This window comes from Citrobacter sp. Cm038 (assembly GCF_030333105.1).
GTDB classification, from domain to species: domain Bacteria; phylum Pseudomonadota; class Gammaproteobacteria; order Enterobacterales; family Enterobacteriaceae; genus Citrobacter; species Citrobacter murliniae.
Window position 1 is genome coordinate 47,699 of the sequence record NZ_JAOWGO010000016.1, and the last position, 13,608, is coordinate 61,306.

Annotated in this window: 13 protein-coding genes and 1 tRNA gene; 5 read left to right on the plus strand and 9 right to left on the minus strand. The window is 52.5% G+C overall.

The features are described 5' to 3' along the window. The 6 genes from hpaH to OGY01_RS02555 all read right to left on the minus strand — a co-directional run bounded on the left by hpaH (position 1) and on the right by OGY01_RS02555 (position 5,057). Positions 1-804 carry a 2-oxo-hept-4-ene-1,7-dioate hydratase gene (gene hpaH, locus OGY01_RS02530; RefSeq protein ID WP_045445759.1) on the minus strand — a complete coding sequence of 268 codons (804 nt, stop codon included), beginning with the start codon at positions 802-804 and terminating at the stop codon, positions 1-3. Positions 805-948: 144 nt separating this feature from the next. Next, positions 949-1,329: a 5-carboxymethyl-2-hydroxymuconate Delta-isomerase gene (locus tag OGY01_RS02535; RefSeq protein ID WP_045445756.1), complete on the minus strand. Its 381-nt coding sequence runs from the start codon at positions 1,327-1,329 to the stop codon at positions 949-951. Between the two features lie 12 nt (positions 1,330-1,341). Further along, positions 1,342-2,199, minus strand: a complete 858-nt coding sequence (hpaD, locus tag OGY01_RS02540; RefSeq protein WP_045445753.1) for a 3,4-dihydroxyphenylacetate 2,3-dioxygenase — start codon at positions 2,197-2,199, stop codon at positions 1,342-1,344. A 1-nt stretch (position 2,200) separates the two neighbouring features. After that, positions 2,201-3,667, minus strand: coding sequence for a 5-carboxymethyl-2-hydroxymuconate semialdehyde dehydrogenase (gene hpaE, locus OGY01_RS02545; protein ID WP_286492338.1), 1,467 nt, complete (start codon positions 3,665-3,667; stop codon positions 2,201-2,203). Next, positions 3,664-4,428 (minus strand): fumarylacetoacetate hydrolase family protein, encoded by a 765-nt coding sequence (locus OGY01_RS02550; protein WP_048220884.1) that lies wholly within the window; start codon positions 4,426-4,428, stop codon positions 3,664-3,666. Before OGY01_RS02550 ends, hpaE begins: the two co-directional genes overlap by 4 nt. Continuing rightward, complete coding sequence (locus OGY01_RS02555; protein WP_225761229.1) at positions 4,425-5,057, minus strand: fumarylacetoacetate hydrolase family protein; 633 nt, start codon at positions 5,055-5,057, stop codon at positions 4,425-4,427. Before OGY01_RS02555 ends, OGY01_RS02550 begins: the two co-directional genes overlap by 4 nt. Before the next feature lie 283 nt (positions 5,058-5,340). Between OGY01_RS02555 and hpaR the strand changes: the two genes are divergently transcribed. Continuing rightward, positions 5,341-5,823 carry a homoprotocatechuate degradation operon regulator HpaR gene (gene hpaR, locus OGY01_RS02560; protein ID WP_136345349.1) on the plus strand — a complete coding sequence of 161 codons (483 nt, stop codon included), beginning with the start codon at positions 5,341-5,343 and terminating at the stop codon, positions 5,821-5,823. On the opposite strand, the gene OGY01_RS02565 is transcribed toward hpaR, so the two are convergent. Then, positions 5,783-5,857: transfer RNA gene (locus tag OGY01_RS02565), tRNA-Arg, on the minus strand. The genes hpaR and OGY01_RS02565 overlap by 41 nt on opposite strands. Before the next feature lie 74 nt (positions 5,858-5,931). Then, the gene (locus tag OGY01_RS02570; protein ID WP_048220966.1) at positions 5,932-6,873 is read right to left on the minus strand and encodes a formate/nitrite transporter family protein; all 942 of its coding nucleotides are present in this window, start codon (positions 6,871-6,873) and stop codon (positions 5,932-5,934) included. Between the two features lie 285 nt (positions 6,874-7,158). Here OGY01_RS02570 and mlaA point away from each other — a divergent pair, with 285 nt between their 5' ends. Further along, the gene (mlaA, locus tag OGY01_RS02575) at positions 7,159-7,914 is read left to right on the plus strand and encodes a phospholipid-binding lipoprotein MlaA (protein WP_045445738.1); all 756 of its coding nucleotides are present in this window, start codon (positions 7,159-7,161) and stop codon (positions 7,912-7,914) included. Between the two features lie 58 nt (positions 7,915-7,972). On the opposite strand, the gene fadL is transcribed toward mlaA, so the two are convergent. Next, the gene (gene fadL, locus OGY01_RS02580; protein WP_045445736.1) at positions 7,973-9,253 is read right to left on the minus strand and encodes a long-chain fatty acid transporter FadL; all 1,281 of its coding nucleotides are present in this window, start codon (positions 9,251-9,253) and stop codon (positions 7,973-7,975) included. Positions 9,254-9,624: 371 nt separating this feature from the next. On the opposite strand from fadL, the gene OGY01_RS02585 reads away from it, so the two are divergent. The 3 genes from OGY01_RS02585 (at position 9,625) to fadJ (ending at position 13,543) form a co-directional block, all read left to right on the plus strand. Further along, positions 9,625-9,909, plus strand: coding sequence for a YfcZ/YiiS family protein (locus OGY01_RS02585; protein ID WP_045445733.1), 285 nt, complete (start codon positions 9,625-9,627; stop codon positions 9,907-9,909). A 176-nt stretch (positions 9,910-10,085) separates the two neighbouring features. Further along, positions 10,086-11,396: an acetyl-CoA C-acyltransferase FadI gene (gene fadI, locus OGY01_RS02590; protein WP_045445730.1), complete on the plus strand. Its 1,311-nt coding sequence runs from the start codon at positions 10,086-10,088 to the stop codon at positions 11,394-11,396. Next, the gene (gene fadJ, locus OGY01_RS02595; protein WP_286492341.1) at positions 11,396-13,543 is read left to right on the plus strand and encodes a fatty acid oxidation complex subunit alpha FadJ; all 2,148 of its coding nucleotides are present in this window, start codon (positions 11,396-11,398) and stop codon (positions 13,541-13,543) included. Before fadI ends, fadJ begins: the two co-directional genes overlap by 1 nt. The last annotated feature ends 65 nt before the right edge of the window (positions 13,544-13,608 follow it).

Consider the following 13,608-nt stretch of genomic DNA (forward strand, 5'->3'; position numbering starts at 1 on the left):
TTAAACAAAGCGGCAGCTAATCGCGCCCATGTTGCCGTAGTCGACGTGGAAGGTATCGCCCTTGCGCGCGGGTACCGGACGAGTGAAGGAGCCGCCGAGAATAACCTGCCCGGCTTCCAACTGGACGTCGTACGGTGCCAGCTTATTCGCCAGCCAGGCCACGCCGTTGGCCGGGTGATTCAACACTCCAGCAGCGACGCCGGTCTCTTCGATCACGCCGTTGCGATAGAGCAGGGCGGAGATCCAACGCAGATCCAACTCGTCGGGTTTAATGGGGCGACCACCGAGGATCACCCCGGCGTTGGCAGCGTTATCGGAAATCGTGTCAAAGACTTTGCGTGGACGCTGGGTTTCCGGGTCGATGTTGTGGCAGCGGGCGTCGATCAGCTCCAGCGCAGGGATCACATAGTCGGTAGCGTTGTAGACGTCAAACAGGGTGCAGTTTGGCCCGCGCAATGGTTTTGCCAGCACGAAGGCCAGTTCGACTTCGATGCGTGGGACGATAAAGCGGTCAGTAGGAATATCGCTGCCGTCGTGGAAAAACATATCATCCAGCAGTGCGCCGTAGTCCGGTTCGCTAATCTGTGAGCTGGCCTGCATCGCTTTTGAAGTCAGGCCGATTTTATGTCCTTTCAGCACGCGACCTTCGGCGATTTTCATGTTTACCCATTCGCGCTGCACAGCGTAGGCGTCTTCAATGGTGATCGTCGGGTGATCCAGCGAGATAGCACGGATCTGTTCGCGCTGTTTTTCCGCCTGGTTCAGCCGTTGGGCGATTAGAGTATGGGTATGTTTATCAAGCATAATTGCTTCCTGTTACGTCATTCGGTGCTGCTGCGCCGGATAAGACGCAGGTGTGTCTTATCCGGCTTACGGTTTGATATTGCTTCGTATTTTTTTGCCTTTTGCAGGCCCGGTAAGCGCAGCCCCACCGGGCGAAAAGGCGTACTATTTAAACAATGCGTGTACGTTATTTTGTTTGTAATTCAGCGTCGGGTGCAGCTCGCTGATTTCAAACGACAGCGCCAGGTAGCGGCTCTCCATCAGCGTGGCGAAATGGGCCTTAATCAGCGTAAACAACATATCGCCCACGTCCTGACGGCTTTCCAGGCTGCGTCCGGAGCCGATTTTTAGCGTCATGTGTACAAAGGCGTAATCATGCAGACCGTCTGCCATTTGCCAGGTATCCAGCCAGATGGCGCGGCTGCGAATGCCGCCGATGGGAAAGATGCCGGTCGCCGCCAGCGCTTCGTTCACTTTGCCGAACAGTCCCGGTAAGTTGGCCTGTTCGCGGATGTTATCGGTACATTCGGCGATAAAATGCGGCATTCTGAATCCTCCTTATGCCTGTTCGGGCAGTGGGAATACGGCGTTGACCTGGCCGGTACCGGAGCTGGCGAATAACTCGGTAATAAACTCTACTTTGCCGTCATAGCTGTCCCAGCCCAGCAGACCGAGCAGCATCACCGTGTCGTGCATATTGCCTTCGCCGTAGCAGTAGTCGGCGTACTCCGGCAGCATGTCGCAGAACTCTTTGAATTTGCCCTCGCGCCACAGCTTGATTACGCGCTCGTCCATCTGGTGGTCGAACTCACGGGTATAGCTGTTCATCCCTTCTTCGGCGCGCTGGTCATCGATAAAGCGGTGTGACAGTGAGCCGCTGGCCAGAACTGCCACGGTGCCGTCATATTTCTCAATCGCTTTCAGAATGGCTTCGCCCAGTTTGCGGCTGTCGGCGAAATCGTGGACGGTGCAGAACGCGGAGATCGACACTACTTTGAAATGTTTATCACTGTTCATGTAGCGCATCGGAACCAGCGTGCCGTACTCCAGCTTAAGGCTTGGGATGTTGTGCGCTTTGGCACGCACGCCGAGCTTGACCGCTTCGTCGGCGATAAGGTGGCCCAACGCCGGGTTGCCGTCGTAATCGTAAGTCATGTCGCGGATAAAATGCGGCAGTTCGTTACTGGTGTAGACGCCCTGAAAATGGTCAGCACAGTTAATGTGGTAGGCGCTGTTGACCAGCCAGTGGGTATCAAAAACGATGATTGTATCGACGCCCAGCTCACGACACCGCTTGCCGATTTCCTTGTGCCCATCGATAGCTCCCTGACGGCAGCCGTGGTTTTTACCCGGCAGTTCAGAGAGATACATTGACGGCACGTGAGTGATTTTTGCTGCTAATGCTAACTTTCCCATATCAGACTCCCCATTTTGGGATCGGATGGTCGCCCATCGAGATGCAGACGTTTTTCATTTCAGCGAACACTTCAAAGCTATATTCGCCGCCTTCGCGGCCGGTGCCGGAAGCCTTCACGCCGCCAAACGGCTGACGCAGGTCGCGGACGTTCTGGGTGTTGACGAACACCATTCCGGCTTCGATGCCGCGTGCCAGACGCAGCACTTTGCTGACGTCCTGGGTCCAGATATAAGAGGCGAGGCCGTACTCCACATCGTTGGCCAGGCGCAGACCGTCCGCCTCGTCTTTAAACGGCAGCAGACAGGCTACCGGGCCAAAAATCTCTTCCTGTGCCACGCGCATGCGGTTGTCGACGTCCGCCAGCACAGTTGGTCGCAGGAAGTTGCCGTTTTTCAGATGTGCAGGCAGGTCAGTGGGTTTATCCGGGCCTCCTGCCAGCAGGGTCGCCCCTTCTTCAATACCAAGGCGGATATAGCCGGAGACTTTCTCCCAGTGCTGCTGGCTAATCAGTGCGCCCACCTGGGTGTTCGGATCGTTCGGGTCGCCGACGCGCAGACGTTTTGCGCGTTCGGCAAAGCGTTTAACGAACTCGGAGTAGATGCTCTGCTGAATGAAGATACGCGAGCCAGCGGTGCAGCGTTCACCGTTGATCGAGAAGATAGTGAACAGTGCGGCGTCGAGTGCACGCTCAATATCAGCATCTTCAAAAATCAGCACCGGCGATTTCCCACCTAATTCCATGGAATATTTTTTCAGCCCGGCATTTTTCATGATATTGCGACCGGTGGCGGTTCCGCCGGTAAACGACACCGCGCGTACGTCGTGGTGGCGAACCAGCGCATCGCCCGCCGTCGCACCATAGCCCTGAACCACGTTCAGTACGCCCGCCGGAATACCGGCTTCCAGCGCCAACTCGCCCAGGCGGTCAGCGGTCAGCGGTGATAACTCAGACATCTTCAGCACTGCGGTATTGCCTAGCGCCAGGCACGGCGCGACCTTCCAGGTGGCGGTCATAAACGGCACGTTCCAGGGTGACACCAGCGCGCAGACGCCGACCGGTTGCACGAGCGTGTAGTTCAGCATCTTGTCGTCGACCGGATAGGTCTTGCCGTTCATCTGCTGGCATACTTCGGCGAAGAACTCGAAGTTATGCGACGCCCGCGGGATCAGTACGTTTTTGGTCTGGTGGATAGGCAAACCGGTATCGGCGGTTTCCATGGCAGCGATCTCCGGCACGTTCTGGTCGATCAGATCGCCCAGACGACGCATCAGACGCGCACGCTCTTTCATCGGCAGGTTGGCCCATTTCGGAAATGCCTCTTTTGCCGCCGCAACTGCCTGATTCACCTCGTCTGCACCGCCGGAGGCCACTTCCGCCAGCACCTCGCCGGTCGCCGGGTTAGTGGTGTGGAAATACTCGGTGGCCACGACATTTTTGCCGTTGATCCAGTGGTTAATCTTTTTCATGACAGCTTCTCCTCATATGTCTGCTGGCTGATGATGTGGTTGACCAGGTGGCCGACGCCCTCCACTTCGACGATCACTTCATCACCTGGTACCACGTCCGACAGCCCTTTCGGGGTGCCGGTAGCGATCATGTCGCCAGGTTGCAGGGTCATAAACTCGCTCAGGTAAGCGATCAGAAATGGAATGCTGAAGATCAGATCGGCGGTGGTGCCTTGCTGGCGCAGTTCACCGTTGACCCAGGTGCGCAGTGCCAGATTATGTGGGTCTGGAATATCCGCTTTATCGACGATCCAGGGACCTATCGGCGTCAGGGTATCGCGGCTTTTTACCCGTAAATTGGGGCGATAGTAGTTTTCCAGATAGTCGCGGATGGCGTAGTCATTGCATACGGTGTATCCGGCGACGTACTCCATGGCGTCGGCTTCACTGACTTTACGCGCGGTTTTGCTGATCACCACGACCAGTTCAGCCTCGTAGTGCATGTACTCGACGTTGTCCGGGCGCACCGACTCCTGCTGGTGGCCGATAAAGGTGTTTGGCGCTTTGATAAACACCAATGGTTCGGTTGGTGGCTTAAACTCCAGCTCGCTGGCGTGATCGGCGTAGTTCAGACCCAGCGCGAACAGCGTGCCGTCGGCGGGGGGGAGCCAGCGGAATTCGCCCTCATTTAGCAGCTTGCCGTTCTCTAACTGTACCTGGCCGCGTTCATCAACCTGAACATCGTGATGTTGTCCCTGCCACTCAATACGTGCTTGTTTCATGCCAGCTCTCCTTCAGCAACCACCGGGTTTTCCAGCGTCGGGAAGCCTTCGGCGAGAATGCGTACGCGATCGCCGGGTCTCAGCGTTACGCGGTTGTGCGGGGTCCCGATCAGAATAGCGTCGCCGGGTTTAAGGGTGGCGAATTCGCTCAGGGCGCTCAGTAGCTCGGCAGAGGAGCGCTGGAGGTCTGCGGTGTTCCAGCTATCTGCTTCGCGACCGTTGATTTCAGTGATGATGGTCAGTTCATCGACGTTACTCGGCGTAGCGAGAGCGCCAATCGGACAGAAACCATCGCGGCATTTGGCTTTAATTGCCGGGCGATAGAAGCTCTCTTCCGGCAGGCTGACGTCATTAGCCAGCGCGTATCCTGCAATATAAGCAGCAGCTTCTTCTGCGGCTACTTTGTGGGCGGTTTTGCCGACAATCAGCGCCACGGTCGCCCCGCTCTGTACTGTTTCATCCTTCGGGTAGGGGATGGTCTCGCCGTTACCGATAACGGTGTTGCGCGGTTTGATAAACCAGACCGGGGTCTTCGGCAGCGTTTTGTAGGGAGCCTGCTGAAACGCATTGCGCCAGGCATCAAGCTGGCTGCGATGGTTAAGGGCTACGGCGAAGATGGTACCTTTCATTTACCACTCCTCTGGTATGGATTAAGGAATCAAAGAAAATTCATTAATATGTTAACGATTATCTTTTATGCTTTGTGGAAAGGTTTGGCAAACAGAAGTGAATGTTTTGTGAGCGGATTAACAATAAATTTACACAAATAAAATTTATTCCATATAAATCAATGGATAAATTATTTTGTGTGTTGTGTTGTACTTTTCAGGGACAGAAGCTGGTTGCGATCTGGTGCAATTAACGCTATTTATTAACTTATTAACAAACAGGTATGAGGTTCAGAGGTAAGTCATGCATGATTCATTAACTATCGCGCTGCTGCAGGCGCGGGAAGCGGCGATGACACACTTTCGCCCCATCGTTAAACGCCATAATCTTACCGAGCAGCAGTGGCGTATCGTGCGTATCCTTGCCGAAAACCCGTCGATGGATTTTCACGATCTGGCCTTTCGCGCTTGTATTTTACGCCCGAGCCTGACCGGTATTCTGACCCGCATGGAACGCGATGGTCTGGTGTTGCGCTTAAAGCCGGTGAACGATCAGCGTAAGCTGTACATTTCGCTCACGCCTGCGGGTTCGACGCTGTATGAAAGGGCGAGGTCCGAGGTGGAAGAGGCCTATCGCCTGATCGAAGCTGAATTTACTGTCGAAAAAATGCGACAACTTACCGCGCTACTGCAAGAGTTTATTACGCTGGGTAATGGGACTGGGGGAGATAGTGAAGAGGAGTCTCTGGTGTCCCCTGCAGGAATCGAACCTGCAACTAGCCCTTAGGAGGGGCTCGTTATATCCATTTAACTAAGGGGACGAAGCGGCACGAGTATAGCGTTTTTTACTTCCAACGGTAAGTCTCAGGCCGCCCGACTGCTCAAACAGTCGCCATTAAGACTGTTTTTTCTGGTTTTTCTGCTGTTGCTCTCGCTGTTTGGCCTGCATTCGGGCCTCTTCCTTTCGCTTATTGCTCATGTCATTGCGAATCTGTGCGTGGCTCATTAGTGCGAAGATAAATGTCCCGCCACAGATATTTCCGGCAAGCGTCGGTAAGGCGAAGGGCCAGACGAAGTCTCCCCAGTGCAGCGTACCGTTAAAGACCAGATAAAGGATTTCAACTGAGCCAACGACGATGTGCGTGGTATCACCCAGTGCAATAAGCCAGGTCATCAGGATAATGACCACAATCTTTGCCGCTCCTGCTGCGGGGAACATCCAGACCATCGTTGCAATTAGCCAGCCGGAAATAATTGCGTTAGCAAACATCTCTCCGGGGCTGTTTTTCATCACATCCATACCAATTTTGACGAAAGCATCGCGGGTGGTTTCATCAAAAATTGGCATATATTCAAACGCCCACGCCGCAATCCCTGTGCCGAGAATATTACCTAGTAGCACTACGCTCCACAGGCGCATCAACAGGCCAAAATTACCGATGGTGGGATTTTGCATTACCGGTAATACGGCAGTAACGGTATTCTCGGTAAAGAGCTGCTGGCGAGCCATAATTACGATGATAAACCCGAAGGTATAGCCCAGGTTCTCCAGTAAAAATCCACCGGGAACGCCCTCAAGCTGTACGTGAAAAATACCCTTTGCCAGTAATGAGGCGCCCATCGACAACCCGGCCGCAATAGCTGACCACAGCAGCGCCATCGCGTCACGTTCCATCTCTTTTTCTCCGTCCTGGCGGATATGCTCGTGAATTGCCATTGCGCGGGAGGGAAGTCGATCCTCATCGAGTTCGATTTTCTTACCACTCATTTTTTCTTCGCTTTCAACTTCGAGTTCGTCACTGTGTCGATCGATTTTTTCTTTTTCGATGTCATTCATACCAGGATCCTGAAAAAGCACGTATAGCTAAAGCGTAGCGGTTTTATCCTGTTATTCGCGGGAGAAAATCTGAAATCGCAAAAATGGTAACGTTTGTTTTTATCGGGTTCGATAGAATAGAAGGCCCGGTGTCTGTGTTACCAGGCTATGATCAAATCAGTAAGACAGGGTATATAGACATCGTTTGACGTGCTGTTACAATCGCTCACATCTATACAGGCGGATACGTTATCGTTCCGTCACGGATGGCAATCAGCGATAGCCATAATATACAGGGAGACACTTATGAAGCTTCGCCTGTCGGCGCTTGCGCTGGGAACCACACTTTTGGTGGGGTGTGCGAGCTCCGGTACAGAACAGCAAGGGCGCTCGGATCCGTTTGAAGGGTTCAACCGCACCATGTACAACTTCAACTTTAATGTGTTGGATCCGTATGTTGTTAGACCGGTGGCAGTCGCCTGGCGTGATTATGTTCCTCAGCCGGCACGAAATGGTTTAAGCAACTTTACTGGCAACCTTGAAGAACCAGCCGTAATGGTCAACTATTTCCTGCAAGGCGACCCCTATCAGGGAATGGTGCATTTTACCCGTTTCTTCCTGAATACCTTGTTAGGTATGGGTGGGTTTATTGATGTTGCGGGTATGGCGAATCCAAAACTGCAGCGCGTTGAACCACATCGTTTCGGTAGTACATTAGGCCACTATGACGTCGGTTACGGACCGTATATGCAGCTTCCGTTCTACGGAAGTTTCACCGTTCGTGATGATGGTGGTGATATGGTCGATACCCTGTATCCGGTACTGTCCTGGCTGACCTGGCCGCTGTCGGTGGGTAAATGGACAATCGAAGGGATTGAAACCCGCGCGCAACTGCTCGATTCCGACGGCCTGCTGCGCCAGTCTTCTGATCCTTACATCATGGTGCGTGAAGCTTACTTCCAGCGTCATGACTTTATCGCTAACGGTGGGAAACTCAAACCAGAAGAAAACCCGAACGCGAAAGACATTCAGGATGACTTAAAAGACATTGATTCCGAGTAGGAATGAGACAAATAAAAAGGTGAGCTAAAAAGCTCACCTTTTTTACGTCTGAAGAGAATCAGAATGCGTAGTTGAAGTTGGTACCAAACAGCCAGGCTTTACCTTCAGAGTCGAAAGTATACGGGCCTTCTTTGACGGTCACTTTCTGTCCGTGCATATAAGAAACGCCGACGTCGATAGAGGCATCGTCATTGAATGCATAAGTCGTTCCCGCACTCAGCCACAGGCGATCCTGGTCTGGAATGGAGATGGAACGCTTGCTCGCAGGAACCGGGCTATCGTCATAGGCAATACCGGTACGGAAGGTCCAGCTTTTATCCATATAGTATGTGGTACCCAGCGCGATGCGGTAAGAATCTTTAAAGCCTTCTTCTTTATAGAACAGGGTCTGTCCATTTGAACCTGTCGCTTTCAGTTCCTGGAACTGACTCCAGCTGGTATAAGCCATGCTGTAGTGGATAGCCCACTGTGGTGCGACACGGTTGTAGCCAGACAGTTCCCACATTTCCGGCAGGTTAAGTGTCAGAGAGCCTGGGACGGTAGCATTGGTTGTTCCCCATGGGAACGCGGTGCCTGCACCAGGTAAAGCATTTGCCTGGGTGCGGATGCCGCTTTTGTAATCGCCATCGAAATCAATTTTGACTTCAGAGCGATACGTTAAACCGTAGCGGTTATTTTTATCCAGCTCATACAAGATGCCGGCGTTCCAGCCATAACCCCATTCGTCCCCTTTCAGGCTGGCAATTTTGTTGCTGACCTTCGGCAATGCGGCGGTCTGCTCACCGGAATAACGTTCAATTTTTGCGTCGGCATACACGGCATTAAAGCCGACACCGAAACTCCAGCTATCATTCAGACGGTAGGCACCACTCAGGTTAAGGTTGACCGTTTTCAGGTCGGTCTTCCCACCGTATTCACCAACGATATAGCTGTCGTTAAATTCAGTTGCCAGGCCGTAGTTTGATGTAACAGAAGCCCCCCAACCAAACTGTTCGTTAATAGGCATCACAAAGTGAGCATTGGGGACCCAAGCCGTAGGGGCGATATTATCCGCGTCGGTACTACGACCGGTGTACGGTGATTTACCTGAAATATTAACGTCAGGATCGATATACACCGCACCCGCTGAGAAAGTGGGGCGATCGAACATCATAATCAGTGCCGGGTTACGACTGGCGTTGCCTGCATCATCTGCGATAGCGCCTTCACCCGAATATGCCCGGCCAAGGCCAGAGGAAGAAAATTCGTTTAACTGAAAGCCTGCAGACCAGGCCTGTGTGGAGATAATTGCCACTGCGACTGCGAGAGCAGACTTTGTAAACAGGGTTTTCTGGCTCATGACCATAACCTCATCGATTTATTTTTATACAAACAATGTTACATGCCGTAACAGGAGCGCGAAGTGTAGGGTCTGAGGTACTACTTAGAAATCAGACCAGTGGCGTGAGTATAGGTCTGACCAGATAGAATGTTGCAAGTATGTTTATAAAATTTTTCAATTATGATCTTAAAAACGCGATCCAGCTGGCAAAAATGCGGAGATGCGCACTCACCTGTTTGGGCGATTTTTGTTTTAGATCATTTTTAAGTGTGATTTCGGTCACTTATCTCATTTCGCACAATTAACGACTGGAGAGGTGAATAATGGGAGCGTAAAATATCCCCATCGTTTATCTGGCACCTCAGGTGCGAATACAGAGGAAATCTACAATGAGTAAATGCAGTGCTGATGAAACCCCGGTTTGCTGCTGTATGGATGTTGGCACCATCATGGACAACTCCGATTGCACCGCGTCATACAGCCGTGTTTTCGCGAATCGCGCTCAGGCAGAAGAAACGCTGGCCGCTCTGACCGAGAAGGCCCGTGGTGTAGAATCTGAACCTTGCCAAATCACCTCTACTTTTACTGAAGAGGCTGAAGGTGTACGTCTGGATATCGATTTTGTCTTCGCCTGTGAGGCCGAAACCCTGATCTTCCAGCTGGGTCTGCGTTAATCCCTTCTTCAAATGCCCTTGTCACCTCCAGACAAGGGCATTTTCGTAACAACCAGTGATTATTCACTGTGTCATAGCTCCCACTTTCTTTTCTCTCCGCTTGGCTAAATGTAAAAAATTGGTTAAGACTGTGATCAGGTCAGACCACTTATTTTTATTTTTTACAGGGGAGTGTTATGAGTCAGGCTTTACCGCTGGTTACCCGTCAGGGCGATCGCATCGCCATTGTAAGCGGGCTGCGCACGCCATTTGCCCGTCAGGCGACTGCGTTTCATGGCATTCCCGCCGTTGATTTGGGGAAAATGGTCGTAGGTGAGCTGCTGGCACGTAGCGAAATACCTGCAGATGTCATTGAGCAACTGGTTTTTGGTCAGGTAGTACAAATGCCTGAAGCGCCCAATATTGCCAGGGAAATCGTGCTGGGCACCGGAATGAATGTTCATACGGATGCTTATAGCGTAAGCAGAGCCTGTGCTACCAGTTTCCAGGCGGTGGCGAATGTCGCGGAAAGTCTGATGGCGGGCACGATTCGTGCGGGAATTGCCGGCGGCGCGGACTCCTCGTCAGTCCTGCCTATTGGCGTGAGTAAAAAGCTGGCGCGGGTGCTGGTGGATGTCAATAAAGCCCGAACCACCGGTCAGCGCCTTAAACTCTTTTCCCGACTGCGTTTGCGTGATCTGATGCCGGTTCCACCAGCTGTCGCTGAGTATTCCACTGGCTTACGCATGGGGGACACGGCTGAACAAATGGCAAAAACCTATGGCATTACGCGTGAGCAACAGGATGCATTGGCGCATCGTTCCCATCAGCGAGCTGCTCAGGCCTGGGCGGAAGGTAAGCTGGCGGAGGAAGTGATGACCGCCTATGTCCCACCGTTTAAAGATCCCATTTCAGAAGATAACAACGTTCGTGGTAACTCTACACTGGCGGATTACGCGAAATTGCGCCCCGCGTTTGACAGAAAACATGGCAGCGTAACGGCAGCAAACAGTACGCCGCTGACTGACGGTGCGGCCGCCGTGATTTTGATGACGGAATCGAGGGCAAAAGAGCTGGGTCTGGTGCCACTGGGCTATTTGCGCAGTTTTGCCTTCACTGCCATCGATGTCTGGCAGGACATGCTGCTTGGTCCGGCATGGTCAACGCCACTGGCTCTGGAGCGGGCGGGTCTGACAATGGCCGACCTGACGCTTATCGACATGCACGAAGCTTTTGCCGCTCAAACACTGGCGAATATCCAGCTTCTGGGTAGTGAACGTTTTGCCCGGGAAGTACTGGGTCGATCGCATGCGACAGGTGAAGTGGATGACAGCAAATTTAATGTACTGGGCGGCTCTATTGCTTACGGGCACCCCTTTGCCGCCACCGGTGCACGGATGATCACCCAAACCCTCCATGAGTTACGACGTCGTGGCGGTGGATTTGGTTTAGTGACCGCGTGTGCGGCAGGTGGTCTGGGTGCAGCAATGGTTCTGGAGGCAGAATAATGGAAATGACATCGGCTTTTACGCTACATGTACGTCTGGATAACGTGGCGGTTGTCTCCATTGATGTGCCCGGAGAAAAAATGAATACCCTGAAAGCTGAGTTTGCTACTCAGGTTAGGGCCATCCTGAAACAAATTCGCGAAAACAAAGATCTGCGCGGTGTCGTGTTCATTTCAGCGAAACCCGATAATTTTATCGCCGGGGCGGATATCAACATGATTGGTAACTGCCGCAGCGCGCAGGAAGCTGAAACACTGGCCCGTCAGGGGCAGCAGATTATGGCGGAAATTAATGCGTTGCCGATCCCGGTTATCGCCGCCATTCACGGTGCGTGTCTTGGGGGCGGACTCGAGATGGCTCTGGCGTGCCACAGTCGCATCTGTACTGATGACGCAAAAACTGTACTGGGGCTGCCAGAAGTTCAACTGGGTTTGCTGCCGGGTTCTGGCGGTACGCAGCGATTACCACGTCTGATTGGCGTAAGCACCGCGCTGGACATGATCCTGACGGGTAAACAGTTACGTGCAAAACAGGCGCTGAAAGTTGGATTAGTGGATGAAGTCGTGCCGCAGACTATTCTGCTTGAAGCGGCCGTTGAACGGGCTAAAAAGGACAGTCTGGCGCACCGAAACTTGCCTGTGCGCGAACGAATTTTAGCTGGGCCGTTGGGTCGGACGCTGCTGTTTCGTATGGTAAGTAAAAAAACGGCGCAAAAAACGTCAGGCAACTACCCCGCGACGGATCGAATCCTCGAGGTAATAGAAATTGGCCTGGCTCAGGGGAGCAGTAGCGGGTACGACGCTGAAGCCCGTGCGTTTGGTGAGCTGGCGATGACGTCGCAGTCACAGGCATTGCGTAATATCTTTTTTGCTAACACTGAAGTGAAAAAAGATCCTGGTAGCGATGCCCGGCCCGGCTCGTTGAACAGTGTTGGGATCCTGGGAGGCGGTCTGATGGGCGGTGGTATTGCGTACGTGACAGCCTGTAAGGGCGGTTTGCCAGTGCGCATTAAAGATATCAATACTAAAGGAATCAATCACGCCCTGAAGTACAGCTGGGATCAACTTGATACAAAAGTTCGCCGCCGGCATATCAAAGCGGGTGAACGTGACAAACAGTTGGCGCTGATTTCGGGTTCAACCGATTTTCACGGTTTTGCTCATCGCGATGTTGTTATTGAGGCCGTGTTTGAAGATCTGTTGTTAAAACAACAGATGGTGGAAGAAGTTGAGAAGAATTGTGCCCCTCATACTATTTTTGCCTCTAACACTTCATCTTTACCGATTGGCGACATTGCTGCAAATGCCGCCAGGCCGGAGCAGGTTATTGGCTTGCACTTCTTCAGCCCGGTGGAAAAAATGCCGCTGGTGGAGGTCATTCCGCATGCCACGACCTCTGAGCAGACGATTGCCACGACCGTTAAATTAGCGAAAAAACAGGGCAAAACGCCGATTGTGGTTCAGGACAAGGCCGGGTTTTACGTTAACCGTATTTTAGCGCCTTATATCAACGAAGCGATTCGTATGCTGACCGAAGGTGAGCGTGTCGATAATATTGACGCCGCGCTGGTGAAATTTGGTTTCCCGGTAGGACCAATCCAACTTTTGGATGAGGTCGGAATAGATACAGGCACTAAAATTATACCAGTGCTGGAAGCCGCTTACGGTGAACGTTTTAGCGCACCTGCAAATGTTGTCGCTTCAATTTTGAATGACGATCGCAAAGGTAGAAAAAATGGTAGAGGTTTCTATCTTTATGGTGCGAAAGGGCGTAAAAGCAAAAAACAGGTTGACCCTGCCATTTATGAGCTTATTGGTGCGCAGGGGCAGAGTCGACATACCGCCTCGCAAATTGCAGAGCGATGCGTCATGTTAATGCTCAACGAGGCAGCGCGCTGTTTCGGTGAGGGGATTATCCGCAGTGCGCGTGATGGTGACATCGGCGCTGTATTTGGTATTGGATTCCCGCCATTCCTCGGCGGCCCGTTCCGGTATATGGACTCTCTCGGGGCGGGTGAAGTGGTTGCAACTCTGCAACGGTTGGCTACGCAATATGGCTCCCGGTTTACACCGTGTGAGCAGTTATTGCAGATGGCGGAACGTGGTGAAGGTTTCTGGAAGTATGGGGAAACTGACCTGAATACTTGAGGTCAAAGGTAGGATGAATCCGCACTGAATGTATGGGTCGTGCTCAAAATGTAAACAAAGATTGA